Raw genomic sequence first — 17,835 nt, forward strand, 5'->3', positions numbered from 1 at the left:
CTTATCCGTCCGACGGAAGTGGCTCGTCCAGAAGGATGCGCTCCAGCTCCGGACGGCCCGGCAGGGAGGCCGGGCGGACGGCCTCTCCGCTGCGGACGAAGAGGAAGGTGGCCGTGACGTCGGTGAGCGGGAGTCCGTGCAGCTCGGCCCAGGCCAGCCGGTACACGGCGAGCTGGAGCGGGTCGGCGGTGTGGGTCCGGCCGGTCTTCCAGTCCACGATCTCGTACGTGTCCCCCGTGCGGTACACGGCGTCGATACGGCCCCGGATGATCCGGCCGGCCAGGGTGATCTGGAAGGGCGTCTCCACGCGGTACGGGGTGCGGCGGGCGTACGGGGTGCGCTCGAAGGCTTCCTTCAGGTCGTCGAGGTCACGCTCGTCTGCGATGTCGGCGTCGCTCCCGTCGCCCCCGGGCAGCTCGTCGGGGCCGAGCATGGGCAGCGGCAGCTCCTCGAACCGGGACTCCACCCAGGCGTGGAAGCGGGTGCCCCGGCGGGCGGCGGGCTGCGGCGGGCGGGGCATGGGCCGGGCCAGCTCCCTGGCGAAGGCGTCGGGGTCGTCGGCGAGGCGCAGCAGCTGGGTGGCGGAGAGCGAGGCGGGGACGAGGACGTCGCGCACGGTGGCGCGGGCCCGGCGCAGCTCCCCGGCCAGCGCGTCGAGGTCCCGGTCCCAGGAGGCGAGGGTGCGCGTCTCCTCGGGGGTGAGGCGGGGGGCCGGAAGCTGGGGGGTGTGCGCGCCGTCGTCGCCGTCCGGGACCTCCGGCCGGGCCAGCAGCTCCATGACCGTGTCCGCGGCGGCCCTACGGCGGGCCAGGGCGGTGTCGTCCAGCGGGAGCGGCCAGGCGTGGTCGGCGGACGCCTCGGCCAGGGCCGGGTTCTCGTCGGTCTCGGCCGGGGCGTCCGCCCACACCTCGATCTCGCCGTACCCGGCGGCGCAGTGCTCGTACAGCGCGTGCAGGAAGGGGGACGGGCCGCGCGGCTTCTTCTGGGTGGGGCCCCACCAGTGGCCGGAGCCGAGCAGCAGCGTGCGGGGGCGCGTGAAGGTGACGTAACCGAGGCGCAGCTCCTCCGTGTGCTGGTGCTCCTTCATCTCCTCCTTGAAGCCCTTGAGGCCCTTGGCGTCGTAGCTGTGGAGCGCGGGCAGGGTGGCCGTGTCGCCGCGCAGGGCGTGCGGGAGGACCTTGGCCTGGGAGGTCCAGGCATCCCGGGACTGGCCGCTGGGGAACTGGCCGGTGACCAGGCCGGGCACGGCGACGACGTCCCACTCCAGCCCCTTGGACTTGTGGGCGGTGAGGACCTTGACGGTGTTCTCGCCGCCGGGCAGCGCGTTGTCGAGGCCCTTCTCGTACTGGACGGCGGTGTGCAGGAAGCCGAGGAAGGCGAGCAGCGTGGCCTCGTTGTCGACGGCGGCGAAGCGGGCGGCGACGTCGAGGAAGTTGCCCAGGGTCTCGCGGCGGCGGGCGGCCAGGGCCTGCGGGGACGCGGAGAGCTCGACCTCCAGGCCGGTGGTGGCCAGGACCCGGTGCAGGACGTCCATCAGGGGGTCGGCGAGCGAGCGGCGCAGGTCGCGCAGTTCGGCGGCGAGGCGGGCGAAGCGGACGCGTGCCTCGGCGGAGAACGGAAGCCGGTCGTCCTCCTCGCCGCCCCCGTCCAGGAAGGTGTCCAGGGCGTCGGCGAGGGAGATCACCTCGGCCGGGTCGATCCCCTCGACGGCCTCGGCGAGCCTGCGGTCGGGGTCGAAGTCCTCGTCGTCGCCGTGGGCGGCGCGGTGCACCAGGAGGCGGGCCCGGCGGCCGAGCAGGGCCAGGTCGCGCGGGCCGATCCGCCAGCGGGGTCCGGTGAGGAGGCGGACCAGCGAGGCGTTGGCGCCCGGGTCCTGGAGGACCTCGCAGACCGCGACGAGGTCCGCGACCTCGGGGAGGTGGAGCAGCCCGGAGAGGCCGACGACCTCGACCGGGATGTCGCGGGCCACCAGTGCGGCCTGGATCTCCGGGAAGTCACCGGCGGTGCGGCACAGGACGGCGATCTCGCCGGGCGCCTTGCCGGTGCGCACGAGGTGGGCGAGGGAGTCCGCGAGCCAGGCGATCTCCTCGGTGTGGGTGGGCAGCAGGGCGCAGCGGACGAGGCCGTCGCGCTCGGCGCCGGGGGCGGGGCGCAGGGCCTCGACGCCCTCGTGCATGGCGCGCAGGGGTGCGGCGAGTCCGTTGGCGAGGTGGAGGAGGCGGCCGCCGCTGCGGCGGTTCTCACTGAGGGCGTAGCGGGTCGCGGGGGTGCCGTCGGCGTGCGGGAAGTGGCTCGGGAAGTCGTCCAGGTTGGCGACGGAGGCGCCGCGCCAGCCGTAGATGGCCTGGCAGGGGTCGCCGACGGCGGTGACGGCGTGCCCGGTCGGCTCGTCCGTGCCGGGGCCGCTGCCGAAGAGGGCCGAGAGCAGGAGGCGCTGGGCGACGGAGGTGTCCTGGTATTCGTCGAGCAGGACGACCCGGTATTCGGCGCGGAGGATCGCGCCGACCTCGGGGCGGGTGAGGGCCAGCTCGGCGGAGAGGGCGATCTGGTCGCCGAAGTCGAGGAGGTCGCGGCTCCGCTTCGCGTCGCGGTAGCGCCGGGTCAGCGCGAGCAGTTCGCGGCGGGCCTCGGCGGTCTCGGGGATCTTGCGCAGTTCGGCGTTGCTGAGCCTGGCGGTCTCCAGCGCGCTCAGCAGTTCGGTGTCGTACGCGTCGAGCTGTTCGGGGCGTACGAGGTGTTCGGCCAGCTCGGCGTCGAGGGCCAGCAGATCGCTGACGAGGGTGGGGAAGGACCTGGTCAGGGCCGGGTAGGGGCCGGGGGCCTCGCGCAGCACCCGAGCGGCGAGCTGGTAGCGGGTGGCGTCGGCGAGGAGGCGGGTGCCCGATTCGAGCCCGATGCGCAGCCCGTGTTCGGTGAGCAGCCGCCCGGCGAAGGCGTGGTACGTGGAGATGCCGGGTTCGCCCGGGGGGTTGTCCGGGTCGATCACGTCCGGGTCGGTGATGCCTGCGGCGACGAGTGCCTTGCGTACGCGCTCGGCGAGCTCACCGGCGGCCTTGTTGGTGAAGGTGAGCCCGAGGACCTGCTCGGGGGCGACCTGGCCGGTGCCGACCAGCCAGACCACGCGGGCGGCCATCACCGTGGTCTTCCCCGACCCGGCTCCGGCCACGATCACCTGCGGGGCGGGCGGCGCGGTGATGCAGGCCGTCTGCTCCGGGGTGAAGGGGATGCCCAGCAGCTCCTTGAGCTGCTCGGGATCGGTGAGGCGCGGGGACACTCCACAGAGGCTAACCGGCGCCACCGACAACCGGCGAAGTCGTGGAGGCGGCTCACATCTCCGCCTCCCGGTGGCCTCCGTCACACCTCAGCGGGTCTAGATTATCTGCTTGTCGCACCAACAGCCTTACGAGGACGGTCATATGAGCGCCGACGCACCCGCCCCTGACGCCACCGAGCTCAGGAAGCGCATCGACACGACGAAGGCGCATCCCGCGCGGGTGTACGACGTCTTCCTGGGCGGCAAGGACAACTACCCGGCCGACCGCGAGGCCGCGGCCATGGCGCTGGCCGCAAATCCGCGCGGCTACCTCACCGTGCGGCACAACCGGGACTTCATGCGGCGGGCGGTCACCCTCGCCGCGAACGACGGCATCCGGCAGTTCCTGGACGTCGGCACCGGGCTGCCCACGCAAGCGAACGTGCACCAGATCGCCCAAGCCGTCGCGCCCGAGTCGCGCGTGGTCTACGTGGACAACGACCCGGTGGTCCTCGTGCACGCGCAGGCCCTGCTCACCAGCGGTCCCGAGGGGCGCACCGACTACATCGAAGCGGATCTGCGCGACCCTGACCGGATCCTGGAGGCCGCCCGCCGCACGCTGGACTTCGACCTCCCGGTCACCCTGGTCCTCGCGGCCGTGACCCACTTCATCGAGGACGAGACGGCCTACCCGGTCGTGAAGCAGCTGGTGGACGTGCTGGCCCCCGGCAGCTTCCTCGTCCTGAGCAATGTCAGCTCGGACCTCAACCCGGAGCAGGTCGGCAGCATCACCAAGGGCTTCAAGGAGCGCGGCTTCGCCATGGTGCGCCGGTCCTACGCCCAGATGGAACGATTCGTCACCGACAACGGCCTGGAGCTCCTCGAACCCGGCATCGTCCCCGTGCACCGCTGGCGTCCCGAGCGGGTCGTGGACCTGCCGGAGGCCCGGGACCCGGACCCCGAGTTCGTGGCGGGCCTGGACGAGCTGGACCGTACGCGCTACCAGGACATCAACGACGTCACCGACGCCGACGTCAGTGTGTACGGACTGGTGGCCCGCAAGCACTGATCACTCCAGGACGTGCCGGCCCTCCGGCTGCGCGCTGCACGACGCCTTGAAGGAGCAGTGGCCGCAGTGCTGGCCGGTCGTCGGTGTGAACCGTTCGTCCAGCACCCGGCCCGCGGCGGTCGCCAGCAGGTCGGAGACCCACTCGCCGTCCGGCGGCGCCTGCGCCTGCACCTTGGGCGCTGCGTCGCCGCCCTCCTTCTTGGGGGCGGGCTGCCGCAGCTGTACGAGTTCGGCGCCGCCCGGCTCCGGCCGCGTACCGCCGAAGGCGTCGTCGACCGCGCCTTCCCCTACCGCCAGCTGGTACACGGCGAGCTGGGGGTGGCGGTGGACCTCGTCCTTCGTCGGGGACTGCTTGCCGGTCTTGAAGTCGACCACGTAGGCCCGGCCGTCGGCGTCCCGTTCGACGCGGTCCATGGAACCCCGGATGCGCACCTCGTACTCCCCCGCCTCCAGCGTCACGTCGAAGTCGTGCTCACTGGCGACGGGGGTGCGGCCGGCCCGGTCCATGACGTGCCAGCGCAGGAAGCGTTCGAGTGCGGCGCGGGCCTGCTCCTTCTCCTGGCGCGACTTCCAGGGGGCGTCGAAGACGAGCCCGTCCCAGACCGAGTCGAGCCGTTCCATGAGGACGGCCAGATCGGCGGGCGTACGGCCGGAGGCCACCTCGTCGGCCAGGACGTGGACGACGTTCCCGAACCCCTGGGCGGCGGTCGCGGGCGCGTCGGCCTTCACCTCGCGGCCCAGGAACCACTGGAGCGCGCAGGTGTTCGCGAGCTGGTCGAGCGCGCTGCCGGAGAGGGTGACCGGCTGGTCCCGGTCGCGCAGCGGCACCGCCGAGCGGGTCGGCTCGTACAGGCCCCACCAGCGGTACGGGTGCGCGGACGGTACGAGCGGCTGGCCGTCGTCGTCGGTGAGCGCCGCGAGCCGGGCGAGGCGGCGGGCGGCCTCCTCGCGCAGCGCGTCCGACGCGGCCGGGTCGACGGTGGTGGCGCGCAGCTCCGCGACGAGCGCGGCGACGGACAGCGGGCGGCGCGGGCGGCCGGTGATGTCGCGGGGTTCGACGCCCAGCTCGGCGAGGAAGCGGGAGGGCTGGTCGCCGTCGTCGGCGGGGGCCTTGACCGCCGTGACGACCAGGCGCTCGCGGGCCCGGGTCACCGCCACGTAGAACAGCCGCCGCTCCTCCGCGAGGAGGGCGCCGGGCGTCAGCGGCTCGGCAAGCCCGTCGCGGCCGATCCGGTCCGCTTCGAGGAGCGAGCCCCGGCGGCGCAGGTCCGGCCAGAGCCCTTCCTGGACGCCCGCGACGACGACGAGGCGCCACTCCAGGCCCTTGGAGCGGTGAGCGGTCATCAGCCGGACGGCGTCGGGGCGGACCGCGCGCCGGGAGAGGGTGTCGGCCGCGATGTCCTGGGCGTCCACCTCCTCCAGGAAGTTCAGCGCGCCCCGGCCGCCGGTGCGTTCCTCGGCGCGGGCGGCGGTCTCGAACAGCGCGCACACCGCGTCGAGATCGCGGTCGGCGTTGCGCCCCGCGGTGCCTCCGCGCAGGGCCGCCCGCTCCAGCCTGCCGGGCCACGGGGTGCCGGACCACAGCGCCCACAGGGCCTCCTCAGCGGTGCCGCCCGCCTCCAGGAGCTCGCGGGCGGTACGCAGGAGCGCGCCGAGGCGTTGCGCGCCCCGGGCGTACGCCGGATCGTGCGTGACCAGGCGCTCCGGCTCGGCGAGCGCGCGGGCCAGCAGTGCGCCGGAGGGCGCGGGCACCTTGTTGCCGGCGGCGCGCTCCTCGTCCCGCAGGGCGCGGCCGAGGCGGCGCAGATCGGCGGCGTCCATCGCGCCGAGGGGCGAGGCGAGCAGGGCGAGCGCGGTCTCGGTGTCGAGCCAGGGGGCCTCTGGGGCCTCACGGGCCTCAGGCACCTCGGCCGCTTCCGCCGCCCCGCCCCGCACCGCCGCCTCCGCCACCGCGCGCAGGGCCGTCAGGAGCGGGCCCACCGCCGGTTCGTGGCGCAGGGCCAGGTCGTCGCCGTCGACCTCCAGGGGGACGCCCGCCGAGGTCAGGGCCCGGCGCAGGGAGGGCAGCGTGCGGCCGCCGGCCCGGACGAGCACCGCCATCTCGGACCACGGGACCCCGTCCTCCAGGTGCGCCCGGCGCAGCAGGTCCGCGATGTTCTCCAGCTCCGTGGAGGCGGTCGGGTAGGTGTACGCCTCGACACTGCCGCCCTCGCGGACCGCGCCCAGTTCGCGGTGGGCCCGGACCTTCGCCGACGGCAGCCGGGTGAGCGGCATCCGCCGGGTGAGCAGCCGGGTGGCGGCGAGCAGCCGGTCCCCGGAGCGGCGCGAGGTGGTGAGGACGCCGACCGGGGCCGGGGCGCCGTCCGCCCGCCGGAACATCTCCGGGAAGTCGAGGATGCCGTTGACGTCGGCGCCCCGGAACGCGTAGATCGACTGGTCCGGGTCACCGAAGGCGATCAGATCGCGCCCGCCCCCGCCGCCCGGTGCGCTGCCCCGGTTGCCGGCCAGCGCGTGCAGCAGCCGCACCTGGGCGGGGTCCGTGTCCTGGTACTCGTCCACGAAGACCGCGTCGTACGTCCCGGCGAGCTGCGCCGAGACCTCGGGGCGCTCCGCGAGCAGCACCGCGCGGTGCACCAGCTCCGCGTAGTCCAGCACGCCCTGGGCGTCCAGCACGTCGAGGTATTCGGCGAGGAAGCGGGCGGCGGCGCCCCAGTCGGGCCGGCCGGTGCGGTCGGCGAAGGCGGCGAGGGCGTCCGCGCCGAGGCCCAGCTCACGGCTGCGGGCGAGCACCGCGCGTACCTCGTCGGCGAAGCCGCGCGTGGTCAGGCAGGCGCGCAGCTCGTCGGGCCAGCTGATGTGCGGGCGCCCCTCCTTCTCCAGTTCGAGCTGGCCGGCCAAGAGGTCGCGGACGGTCACGTCCTGCTCCGGGCCGGACAGCAGCCGCAGCGGGTCCGCGAAGAGGTCGGCGTCCTGGTGAGCGCGGACGAGGGCGTAACAGAAGGAGTGGAAGGTGGTGGCCTGCGGCCCCCGGGCGGCGCCGAGCCGGGCGGCCATCCGGTCGCGCAGTTCGACGGCGGCCTTGCGGCTGAAGGTGAGGACCAGCAGGCGGGCCGGGTCGGCGCCCCGGGCGATGCGCGCGGCGACGGCTTCTACGAGCGTCGTCGTCTTGCCCGTACCGGGTCCGGCGAGGACCAGGAGCGGGCCGCCGGGGTGGTCGACCACCGCGCGCTGCGCCGCGTCCAGGAGAGGGGGCTCCACCGAACCCGGCAGGGTGCGCACCAGCCGGTACGGGCCCGTGGTCCCCGGCCGTGCGTGACGGTGGGGACTGTGCCGGGTGGTGGAGGAGGTGCTCACGTGGGTTCGCCGGTCCTGGTGGGTGTACGGGTGGTGAGGACGCGGCGCCGGCCGCGAACTGAAGACGCTACTCCGGCGTGCCCCTCGAATGCGGCGGGACGGCTGCGGGGCTCGTCACGTTCTTCCGGTTCTGCCGGCCGCGCCCCGCGCGCCCCCTCTCCCGGCCGCGCCCCAGGCGCACGCTCTCCCGGCCGCACACCGCCGGACGGCCCGCCCGCCCCGCACGCACCGTACGGACGCGGATCCGCCCGTTCCGCCGTCCCATGGCCGAAGCTGTCAGGTGTGAGCTCCCCCACCGCCGCCGGCCGCCGCCGGGCCGCCCGTCACGCCGTCCCATCGCGCGCGCCGCATGTCCAGGCGCGGGAGGTGGCCCTCCGCGCTCGCGGGGGCCTCGCGCAGCGGGGTGCTCTCCGCGCGGTAGTGGTCCAGGGCGCGCAGCTCGTGGCCGGGCAGCAGCCTGCCGTCGGAGCGCACCACGCGCCACCACGGCGCCGCGCTCCCGTACAGCGCCATGACCCGGCCGACCTGGCGCGGGCCGCCCTCGTCCAGCCACTCCGCGACATCGCCGTACGTCATGACACGGCCGGGCGGGATCAGGTCGGCGACGTCGAGCACGCGCTCCGCGTACTCCGGCAGCGCGTCGCCCGTCGGGTGTTCGCTCATCCGCCCCATCCTGCCGCACACCACCGACAGCACAGCCCCTCACGGCCGGTCCCGTGTCCGCGCGCACACGCAGCGTGCACGCGGCGGGAAAGGAGCGTATGTTGCGCATCGCACGCCCCCGCATCGCACCCTGATGCCCCCTCGCGCCCAGCGGCCGTGCCACCATCATGCGGGCGGTGACCGGTGATACGAGAACACGAAGACCAATCAGAGGCGACGAAGGAGCAGGGCGTGCAGAAGGCGGCCGACGACGCCTCCGATGCCGAGCCGCGTCCGGACAGTGACCGGCGGGAGCCGGAGAGGGACGCGGAGTACCCGGCAGGCTCGACGCTCGCCACCTCCGACGAGGCGCTGACCGAACGCGTCTCCGGGGACGAACCCCTGCTGCCCGCCCGGGTGCACCGCCCCTCCGACCTGATGCGCCTCCTCATCGGAGTGCTGGCGGTCGTCGTCCTGTTCTCCGTCGCCGCCTTCGCCCACGGCACGACCACCGGCCTCGAACAGGACATCAACAAGGGCACCGGACAGGCCCCCGACCTGCTGATCAAGCTCGCCGGGCTGGTCTCCAGCATCGCCGTGCTGCTCGTGCCGGTCGCCTTCGCCATCGAGCGGCTGATCAAACGCGACGGGCTGCGGATCGCCGACGGGGTGCTGGCCGCGGTGCTGGCGCACGGGGTGACGCTGGCCACGGACCTGTGGGTCGCCAAGTCCGCCTCCGGCACCCTCCAGGACGCGCTGACCCAGCCGCAGCCCGGCGACGCGGTCACCGATCCCGTGCACGGCTACCTCGCGCCGGTGATCGCGTACATGACCGCCGTCGGCATGGCGAGACGGCCGCGCTGGCGGGTCGTGCTGTGGGTGGTGCTGCTGCTCGACGCCTTCGCGATGCTGGTCGGCGGCTACACGACCCCGTTCTCCATCGTCCTCACGGTGCTGATCGGCTGGACGGTGGCGTACGGCACGCTGTACGCGGTCGGCTCGCCGAACGTCCGCCCGACCGGCCAGCACCTGATGGCCGGTCTGCGGCACGTCGGCTTCCGGCCGGTCACCGCGATGCGCGCCGAGGACGGGCCCGAAGCGGGCGACCAGAGCGACCGGGGGCGCCGCTATCTGGTCTCCCTGGAGGACGGGCCACCGCTCGACGTGACCGTCGTGGACCGCGAGCAACAGGCCCAGGGGTTCTTCTACCGGGTGTGGCGCAGGCTCACCCTGCGCGGCATCACCCAGCGGCGGTCCATCCAGTCGCTGCGCCAGGCGCTGGAGCAGGAGGCGCTGCTCGCGTACGCGGCGATCGCCGCCGGCGCCAACGCGCCCAAGCTCATCGCCACCTCCGAGCTCGGCCCGGACGCCGTGATGCTGGTCTACGAGCACATCGGCGGCCGGTCCCTGGACGCCCTGGAGGACTCCGAGATCACCGACGATCTGGTGCGCGGGGCGTGGGAACAGGTCAAGGCCCTCCAGTCGCGCCGGATCGCGCACCGCAGGCTCACCGGCGACGCCCTGCTGGTGGATCGTTTCGGCACGGTGTTCGTCACCGACCTGCGCGGCGGCGAGATCGCGGCCGGCGACCTGGTCCTGCGGATGGACGTCGCGCAGCTGCTCACCACCACCGGTCTGCGGGTGGGCCCGGAGCGGGCCGTGGCCGCCGCCCTCGCCGTGCTCGGCCCCGACGCGGTCGCCGACTGCCTCCCCCTCCTCCAGCCGATCGCGCTCAGCCGTTCCACCCGGGCGCAGCTGCGCAGGCTCGCCCGGGAACGCTCGCAGCGCGAGCGCGAGGCGGTCCTCGACGCGTCGGACGCGGCCAAGCGCGCCCGGGCCGAGGACGCGGAGCTTGCCAGGAACGGCGACCGCAAGACCGCCCGCAAGTCGCTGCGCACCGAGAAGCAGGCCGAGAAGCGGGCCATGGACGACGCCCTCGATGAGGCCCGCGAGGAGGACCTGCTCTCCCAGATCCGCCGGGAGGTCCTGCTGATCCGGCCGCAGGCGCCGGTCGAGCCGGTCCGCCTGGAACGCATCAAGCCGCGCACCCTGTTCAGCTTCATCGCCGGTGCCATCGCCGCGTACTTCCTGATCTCGCAGGTCACCGAGGCCGACTTCGGGGCGGTCGTGGAGCAGGCGGAGTGGGGCTGGGTGGCCGCCGCGCTCGGCTTCTCGGCGCTGAGTTACGTGGCCGCCGCGATGAGCCTGCTGGGCTTCGTGCCCGAGCGGGTGTCGTTCGGGCGGACCGTCCTCGCGCAGGTCGCCGGGTCGTTCGTGAAGATCGTGGCGCCGGCGGCGGTCGGCGGGGTCGCGCTGAACACCCGGTTCCTCCAGCGTTCCGGGGTCCGGCCCGGTCTCGCGGTCGCCAGCGTGGGCGCGTCCCAGCTGTTCGGCCTGGGCTGCCACATCCTGCTGCTGGGCGCCTTCGGCTATCTGACCGGCACCGAGAAGACGCCGTCCTCGCTCACCCCGTCCAGGACCGTGATCGCCGGGCTGCTGACGGTCGCCGTGCTGGTCCTCGTGGTCACCGCCATCCCGTTCCTGCGGAAGTTCGTGGTGACCCGGGTGCGGTCGCTGTTCGCCGGGGTCGTGCCCCGCATGCTCGACGTGGTGCAGCGCCCGCAGAAGCTGCTCACCGGGATCGGCGGGATGCTGCTGCTGACCGGTCTCTTCGTGATGTGCCTGGACGCCTCGGTCCGGGCGTTCAGCGGACCGGACACCCCGCACCTCAGCTACGCGAGCATCGCGGTGGTCTTCCTCGCCGGCAACGCGCTCGGCTCGGCCGCGCCGACGCCGGGCGGCATGGGCGCCGTCGAGGGCGCGCTGACGCTGGGTCTGATCGCGGTCGGGCTGCCGAAGGAGGTCGCCGCCCCGGCCGTGCTGCTGTTCCGGCTGATGACCCTGTGGCTGCCGGTCCTTCCCGGCTGGCTGTGCTTCAACCACCTCACGCGCAAGGGGCAGCTGTGAAGGCGCGCGGGCGCTGAACGGGCGGGCCCGGGAGCGCGGGAGGACCTGCGTGCACCGGCCACCCACTTGGACCGGCACCCCGTGCGCGCGCCCCGGCGCCACCGCAGCATGGAGCGATGAGGACCTCCCCTGCCCTGCGCGCCGCGGCCCTCGCCGCCACCGTGACCGTGCTGCTCCCCCTCGCCGGCTGTGCGGACGGCGGTGACCAGGAAGCCGCCGGCCCGACGAGCCAGGCCCGCGCGGCGAACGCCACCACCGGCAGCCCGTCGTCCGGCCTCGCCTCCCAGAAGCTGACGTGGAAGAAGTGCCCCGCGCCCTCCCAGGCCCAGGGCGGCGGAAAACCGCCGTCCCCGCTGCCCGGCGGGGCGAACTGGGAGTGCGCCTCCATGAAGGCCCCCCTCGATTACGCGAAGCCCGACGGGGACACCATCGAGCTGGCGCTCATCCGCGCGAAGGCGATCAGCCCGAAGAAGCGGATCGGCTCGCTCATCTTCAACTTCGGCGGCCCCGGCGGCTCGGGCGTCGCCACCCTCCCCGCATTCGGTACGGCGTACGACAAACTGCGTGCCCGGTACGACCTGGTGAGCTTCGACCCGCGCGGAGTGGGGAACAGCGACGGCGTCGAGTGCGAGACCGACAAGCAGCTGGACGCCCGCTACCAGGAGGACGGCACCCCGGACGACGCGGCGGAGGAGAAGGCGTTCGTCCAGGACACCAAGAGGTTCGCCGCCGCCTGCGAGAAGCGGTCCGGCGAGCAGCTCCCGTACGTCGGCACCACCAACGCCGCCCGCGACATGGACCTGATGCGCCAGGTCCTCGGCGACGACAAGCTGTACTACTTCGGCATCTCGTACGGCACCGAGCTGGGCGGCGTCTACGCGCACCTCTTCCCGAAGAAGGTCGGCCGGGCGGTCCTGGACGCGGTGGTCGACCCCACCGAGGACGCCGAGCAGTCCTCGCTGAACCAGGCCAAGGGCTTCCAGCTCGCCCTGGAGAACTTCACCAAGGACTGCGCGGGCCGGGGCGACGCCTGCAAGCTGCCCGGCTCCGACGCCGAGGAGATCGAGAAGGGCATCGCCTCCCTGCTGGACCAGCTGGAGAAGAAGCCCGTCAAGGGCATCGGCGCCCGCAAGCTGACCGAGACCCAGGCCACCACCGGCATCGCGGCGGCCCTCTACTCCAAGGAGACCTGGCCGCTCCTGGAACAGGGTGTGGACGAGGCCGACGGCGGGAACGGCTCCCTGCTCCTGGCGCTCGCCGACTCCCTCAACGGCCGCTCCGACGACGGGCGCTACGACAACTCCGCCGCCGCCTACTCCGCGATCAGCTGCGCCGACTCGCGCGAGCGGTTCACGCTGGAGCAGACGAGGGCGAAGCTGCCCGAATTCCGCGACGCCTCGGCGGTCTTCGGCAACTATCTGGGCTGGGGGCTGATGGGCTGCACCGACTGGCCGGTCAAGGGCACCTGGAAGACCCCCGACGTCAGCGCCCCCGGCTCCGCCCCCATCCTCGTCATCGGCAACACCGGCGACCCGGCGACCCCGTACGCGGGCGCCAAGGCGATGGCCGAGGAACTGGGCGAGGACGTCGGCGTGCAGATGACGTACAAGGGCCAGGGCCACGGCGCGTACAACAGCGGCGACGCCTGCGTGCAGAAGGCGGTCGGCGGCTATCTGCTCGACGGCAAGGCCCCGGAGGCCGGCACGGTCTGCGGCTGAGCGCCCGCGGGGCTGCCCCCTACGATGGGCGAACTGCCGTACGGGCAGCGCTCGACGGGGAGGAAACCCACACGTGGTCGCACACGCACGGGCCGGGGTACTGGCCACCGCCGCACTGCTGCTGACAGGGGTGCTCGCGGGCTGCGAGGACGGTACGGACGACAAGCCGGGCGGGCGGGCGGACGGGAGCACCGCCTCCTCGTCCGCCCCGCTCGCCTCGCAGCGCCTGGACTGGACCCGCTGCGAGGCCCCCGAGGGCGGTGAGACGCCGGGCTCCGAGTGGCGCTGCGCGACGGTGAAGGTGCCGCTGGACTACGCGAAGCCGAAGGGCGACACGATCGGCATCGCCCTGATCCGCAAGAAGGCGACGGACACGTCCAAGCGCCTGGGCTCGATGCTCTTCAACTTCGGCGGGCCCGGCGGCTCCGGCGTCTCGATCCTGCCGCGCGCCGCCGCCGGGTACACCACCCTCAACACCCGTTACGACCTGGTGGGCTTCGACCCGCGCGGGGTGGCACGAAGCACCGGGGTGCGGTGCCGCGACGACAAGGCGCAGGAGAAGGCGTACCAGCATGTGGACATGACGCCGGACACCGCGGCCGAGGAAGCGGCGTTCATGAAGGACGGCGCCGACTTCGGGGCCGGCTGCGCACGCCTGTCCGGGAAGGTCCTCCCGTACGTCGGCACGACGAACGCCGCCCGCGACATGGACCTGATCCGCCACGTCCTCGGCGACGAGAAGCTGACGTACTTCGGAATGTCGTACGGCACCGAACTGGGCGGCACGTACGCCCACCTCTTCCCGAAGAACGTGGGGCGCACGGTCCTCGACGCGGTCGTGGACCCGACCGCGGACGCCACCGGGCACGCGCGCAACCAGGCGACCGGCTTCCAGCGGGCCCTGGAGAACTACCTCAAGGACCGCGGACAGGACCCGGAGGCGGGCACCCGGCGGATCGCGGCGCTGCTGAAGCGGATCGACGCCGAGCCGCTGCCCACCGGCACGGACCGCGCGCTCAACGAATCGCTGGCGATCACCGGCATCGTCACCCCCCTCTACTCCAAGGACAGCTGGCCCACCCTCACCCGCGCCCTGGACGAGGCCGAGGACGGCAGCGGCGCGCTGCTGCTCCAGCTCGCCGACTCGTACAACGGCCGGGACGAGAACGGCCACTACGACACCCAGAACCACTCCCAGCGGGCCATCTCCTGCGCGGACGGCAAGGCGCGGCCCACGGCGGCCGAGGCGAAGGCGCTGCTGCCCGAGTTCGAGAAGCTGTCCCCGGTCTTCGGCCCGTTCCTGGCCTGGGACACGGCGGGCTGGTGCTCCGGCTGGCCGGTGGCGGGCGAGCACGACGATCCGGAGGCGAGCGCTCCGGGCGCCGGTCCGATCCTGGTCGTGGGGACGACGGGCGACCCGGCCACGCCGTACGAGGGCGCCCGCCGGATGGCGGACGAGCTGGGCGAGGGCGTCGGTGTGCTGCTCTCCAACGAGGGCGAGGGGCACGGCGCGTACGGCGGCAACAGCTGTGTGACATCGACCGTGGACTCGTACTTCCTGGACGGGGAGGTCCCGGCGGACGGCAAGACCTGCTCGTAGCGGCGCCCGCGAACGCCGAAGGGGCCGGCCCGCGCGATGCGGACCGGCCCCTTCGAGGTCTTCTCCTAGTACACCGGCTTCTCGGGCTCGATCTGGTTGACCCAGCCGATCACGCCGCCGCCCACGTGGACCGCGTCGGCGAAGCCCGCCGACTTGAGGACCGCGAGGACTTCCGCACTGCGGACACCCGTCTTGCAGTTCAGGACGATGCGCCTGTCCTGCGGGAGGTCCTGGAGGGCGCTGCCCATCAGGAACTCGTTCTTCGGGACCAGCCGGGAGCCCGGGATCGAGACGATCTCGTACTCGTTCGGCTCGCGGACGTCGATGATCTCGATCTTCTCGTCGGCGTCGATCCACTCCTTGAGCTGCTTCGGAGTGATGGTCGAACCGGCCGCCGCCTCCTGGGCCTCCTCCGACACGACGCCGCAGAACGCCTCGTAGTCGATGAGCTCGGTGACGGTGGGGTTCTCGCCGCAGACCGCGCAGTCGGGGTCCTTGCGGACCTTGACCTGGCGGTACTGCATCTCCAGGGCGTCGTAGATCATCAGCCGGCCGACCAGCGGGTCGCCGATGCCGGCGAGCAGCTTGATGGCCTCGTTGACCTGGATCGAGCCGATGGAGGCGCAGAGCACGCCGAGGACGCCGCCCTCGGCGCAGGACGGAACCATGCCCGGCGGGGGCGGCTCCGGGTAGAGGCAGCGGTAGCAGGGACCGTGCTCGGACCAGAACACGGACGCCTGGCCGTCGAAGCGGTAGATCGAGCCCCAGACGTAGGGCTTGTTCAGCAGGACCGCGGCGTCGTTGACGAGATAGCGGGTGGCGAAGTTGTCCGTGCCGTCCACGATCAGGTCGTACGCGGCGAAGATCTCCTTCACGTTCTCGGCTTCGAGCCGCTCCTCGTGAAGGACCACGTTGACCAGGGGGTTGATGCCCTCGACGGTCTCCTTGGCCGACAGGGCCTTGGACTTGCCGATGTCGGACTGGCTGTGGATGATCTGGCGCTGCAGGTTCGACTCGTCGACCTCGTCGAACTCCACGATGCCGAGCGTGCCGACACCGGCTGCGGCCAGGTACATCAGGGCCGGCGAACCGAGGCCGCCGGCGCCCACGACGAGCACCTTCGCGTTCTTCAGCCGCTTCTGCCCGTCCATCCCGACATCCGGGATGATCAGGTGGCGGGAGTACCTGCGGACCTCGTCGACGGTGAGCTCAGCAGCTGGCTCGACCAGGGGTGGCAGCGACACAGGAACCTCAACAATGCAGGTGGTCGGTTTCTACGTACTTCGACTACGTACGGTTGTTCTTCCGGTAACACTGCCACGCCCCCTCTCATTCCGAGATACCGGGTCCGATCCGCGAGACGATTTCGTCCCAGTACCTGGGCAGTGCCGCGAATGGGTCGCTTTGTCCGCGACCGTTCCGGCCGTTCCCCGGACCGGACCGTCCGCCGCGGTCGGTGAAGAAGATCGTCCCGGCGCCCTGCCAGCGGGCGATGCGCATCGCCTCCTCCAGATTCGTGCGCGGAACGCCGTGCACGAAGTGTGCGAAGCGGCCGGGCGGGTAGGCCGCGGTCCACTCCGCCACCTGCGACCAGCGGTAGTCGCTCCACGCCCCCCGGAACGTGACGAGCTGGTCCCCCGTCTCCGCGTAACCGGGATACGGGTGGGTGTCGTGCCCCAGCACGAGGTGGCCGTCGTCCTTCCCCAGGAAGGCCCGCAGGGTGCCGGTGAGCCGGCGGACGACGGGCAGCTCTGCGCGCCCGGCCGGACAGCGGTCCAGATAGAAGCCGTCCACCCGGTACCAGTCCAGGTACGACCGGGCGTCGGCGAGCAGCTCCCCGAACGGGCGGGTGCCGTGGGCGAGGTCGAGCTGTCCGAGCAGCCTGCCGCCGGACGCCCGGACGGCGTCGAGCGGGTCCCCGTCCCGCAGCGCGCGGGCGCGGGCGTTGCGGAGTCGGCCGGCCGCCTCCAGGCAGTGCGGGTCGGGCCTGCTGCCGGGGCCGTTGTCGATGTTGAGGACGGCCCAGTGCAGCGGGGTGCCGGGGCGGGTCAGCTCGGCCCACTCGGCGGGGGCGAGCAGCGGATGGGCGTAGCCGGGGACGCCGAAGCCGAGCCGGTCGGCGCCGCTGGTGCGCCGGGCGGTGCCGGTGCTCGTCAGATACGGCACGCCGCCTCCATCCAGATGTCGGCGAGCGATTCCTCCAGGTTGATCCGGGGGCGCCAGCCGAGCCGGTCCCGCGCGGTGCGGACGTCGGCCTGCTGCCAGGCGCCGCAGCCGTCCGGGTACGGGGACGGGGTGGCCGAGAGGTGCTCGATGACCGACTCGGTGGAGGTGCGGGGGGCGCCGATGGGGAGGCGGGCGGGGGGCGTGTCCAGCTCATGGAGCGCGCCGGCGTATCCGGCGACCTTGGCGAGGACGGCCGCCGCGTCGCGCAGCCGGACGGCCCGGCCGGTGCCGATGTTGACGACGCCCTGGGCGGCGGAGAGCGAGGCGGCGTGGACGGCCCGCGCCACATCGCGTACGTCCACGAAGTCCCGCTGCACGCCGAGGCCGCTGAGCTTCAGCTCGCCGTCGCCGGCCTGCATCGTGCGGCGCATCGCCTCGGCGAGCCGGCCGAGCGGGGAACCGGCCGGGGTACCGGGGCCGACCGGTGAGAAGACCCGCAGGACGACCGCGTCGAGCCCGGAGCCGAGGACGAGCTCGGTGGCGGCGAGCTTGCTGACGCCGTACGGGCCGCCGGGGCGCGGGATGGCGTCCTCGGCGGTGGAGGAGCCGGGCTGGGAGGGCCCGTACTCCGACGCGCAGCCGACCTGGACCAGGCGGGCGGTGCAGCGGCTGCGCCGCATCGCCTCGCAGACGGTGGCGACGGCGACGGTGTTGTGCCGGGTGAGGTCGCGCGCGCCGCCCCGGGTCGCGCCGGCGCAGTTGACGACGACCCCGGGGTGGACGGCGTCCAGGAAGCGGGTGAGCGCTCCGGGGCTGCCGGTCGCGAGGTCGAACCGGACGTCGGCGTCGTCGCCGCGGCCGAGGGCCGTGAGGTGGACGGCGGGGTCGGCGAGCAGCCGGTCGGCCACGAACCGGCCGATGAATCCGTTGGCTCCGAGCAGCAGCACCCTCATCGCGCACCGCCCCGGCCTGAGGGCCGACGGCGGGCTGCCGGTGCGGGGGATTGGCGGGTCATGTCGGTGTCTCCTTGAGGGCTGTTCCGTACGTTTCGGTGCGTACGGTTCGG

Annotated in this window: 10 protein-coding genes; 4 read left to right on the forward strand and 6 right to left on the reverse strand. The window is 73.4% G+C overall.

All coding sequences use genetic code 11. The annotated features are described in order from the left end of the window. Position 1: 1 nt before the first annotated feature. Positions 2-3,274, reverse strand: coding sequence for an ATP-dependent helicase (locus ACIQZN_RS25760; RefSeq protein WP_403998310.1), 3,273 nt, complete (start codon positions 3,272-3,274; stop codon positions 2-4). Between the two features lie 142 nt (positions 3,275-3,416). On the opposite strand from ACIQZN_RS25760, the gene ACIQZN_RS25765 reads away from it, so the two are divergent. Further along, on the forward strand, positions 3,417-4,322 hold the full coding sequence (locus tag ACIQZN_RS25765; protein WP_403998313.1) for an SAM-dependent methyltransferase: 906 nt from the start codon (positions 3,417-3,419) through the stop codon (positions 4,320-4,322). On the opposite strand, the gene ACIQZN_RS25770 is transcribed toward ACIQZN_RS25765, so the two are convergent. Both ACIQZN_RS25770 and ACIQZN_RS25775 read right to left on the reverse strand, forming a co-directional pair. Then, positions 4,323-7,676 carry an ATP-dependent helicase gene (locus ACIQZN_RS25770; protein ID WP_403998316.1) on the reverse strand — a complete coding sequence of 1,118 codons (3,354 nt, stop codon included), beginning with the start codon at positions 7,674-7,676 and terminating at the stop codon, positions 4,323-4,325. Between the two features lie 276 nt (positions 7,677-7,952). Then, a complete protein-coding gene (locus ACIQZN_RS25775) occupies positions 7,953-8,339 on the reverse strand; it encodes an MGMT family protein (protein WP_403998319.1) in 387 nt (128 codons plus the stop codon). Between the two features lie 231 nt (positions 8,340-8,570). On the opposite strand from ACIQZN_RS25775, the gene ACIQZN_RS25780 reads away from it, so the two are divergent. From ACIQZN_RS25780 to ACIQZN_RS25790, 3 genes are all read left to right on the forward strand, one after another. Beyond that, on the forward strand, positions 8,571-11,285 hold the full coding sequence (locus tag ACIQZN_RS25780; RefSeq protein WP_403998322.1) for a lysylphosphatidylglycerol synthase domain-containing protein: 2,715 nt from the start codon (positions 8,571-8,573) through the stop codon (positions 11,283-11,285). 116 nt (positions 11,286-11,401) lie between these two features. After that, positions 11,402-13,003, forward strand: a complete 1,602-nt coding sequence (locus ACIQZN_RS25785; protein ID WP_403998325.1) for an alpha/beta hydrolase — start codon at positions 11,402-11,404, stop codon at positions 13,001-13,003. A gap of 73 nt (positions 13,004-13,076) precedes the next feature. Next, positions 13,077-14,603, forward strand: coding sequence for an alpha/beta hydrolase (locus ACIQZN_RS25790; protein ID WP_403998328.1), 1,527 nt, complete (start codon positions 13,077-13,079; stop codon positions 14,601-14,603). Positions 14,604-14,668: 65 nt separating this feature from the next. On the opposite strand, the gene moeZ is transcribed toward ACIQZN_RS25790, so the two are convergent. From moeZ to ACIQZN_RS25805, 3 genes are all read right to left on the reverse strand, one after another. Continuing rightward, positions 14,669-15,847 carry an adenylyltransferase/sulfurtransferase MoeZ gene (moeZ, locus tag ACIQZN_RS25795; RefSeq protein ID WP_403998330.1) on the reverse strand — a complete coding sequence of 393 codons (1,179 nt, stop codon included), beginning with the start codon at positions 15,845-15,847 and terminating at the stop codon, positions 14,669-14,671. An 85-nt stretch (positions 15,848-15,932) separates the two neighbouring features. Then, entirely contained in the window at positions 15,933-16,769 is an 837-nt protein-coding gene (locus ACIQZN_RS25800; protein WP_403998333.1) for a spherulation-specific family 4 protein, read from the reverse strand. Then, complete coding sequence (locus ACIQZN_RS25805; protein ID WP_073964087.1) at positions 16,757-17,722, reverse strand: NAD(P)-dependent oxidoreductase; 966 nt, start codon at positions 17,720-17,722, stop codon at positions 16,757-16,759. Before ACIQZN_RS25805 ends, ACIQZN_RS25800 begins: the two co-directional genes overlap by 13 nt. Positions 17,723-17,835 lie beyond the last annotated feature (113 nt).

Source organism: Streptomyces sp. NPDC097595, from assembly GCF_044761525.1.
Taxonomy (GTDB): Bacteria; Actinomycetota; Actinomycetes; order Streptomycetales; family Streptomycetaceae; genus Streptomyces; species Streptomyces drozdowiczii_A.

What these genes read in the sequence shown, in the direction of transcription:
- ACIQZN_RS25805 (WP_073964087.1), bottom strand. Translation starts at nt 17,722, where the DNA reads ATGAGGGTGCTGCTGCTCGGAGCCAACGGATTCATCGGCCGGTTCGTG.
- ACIQZN_RS25775 (WP_403998319.1), bottom strand. Translation starts at nt 8,339, where the DNA reads ATGAGCGAACACCCGACGGGCGACGCGCTGCCGGAGTACGCGGAGCGC.
- ACIQZN_RS25765 (WP_403998313.1), top strand. Translation starts at nt 3,417, where the DNA reads ATGAGCGCCGACGCACCCGCCCCTGACGCCACCGAGCTCAGGAAGCGC.
- ACIQZN_RS25785 (WP_403998325.1), top strand. Translation starts at nt 11,402, where the DNA reads ATGAGGACCTCCCCTGCCCTGCGCGCCGCGGCCCTCGCCGCCACCGTG.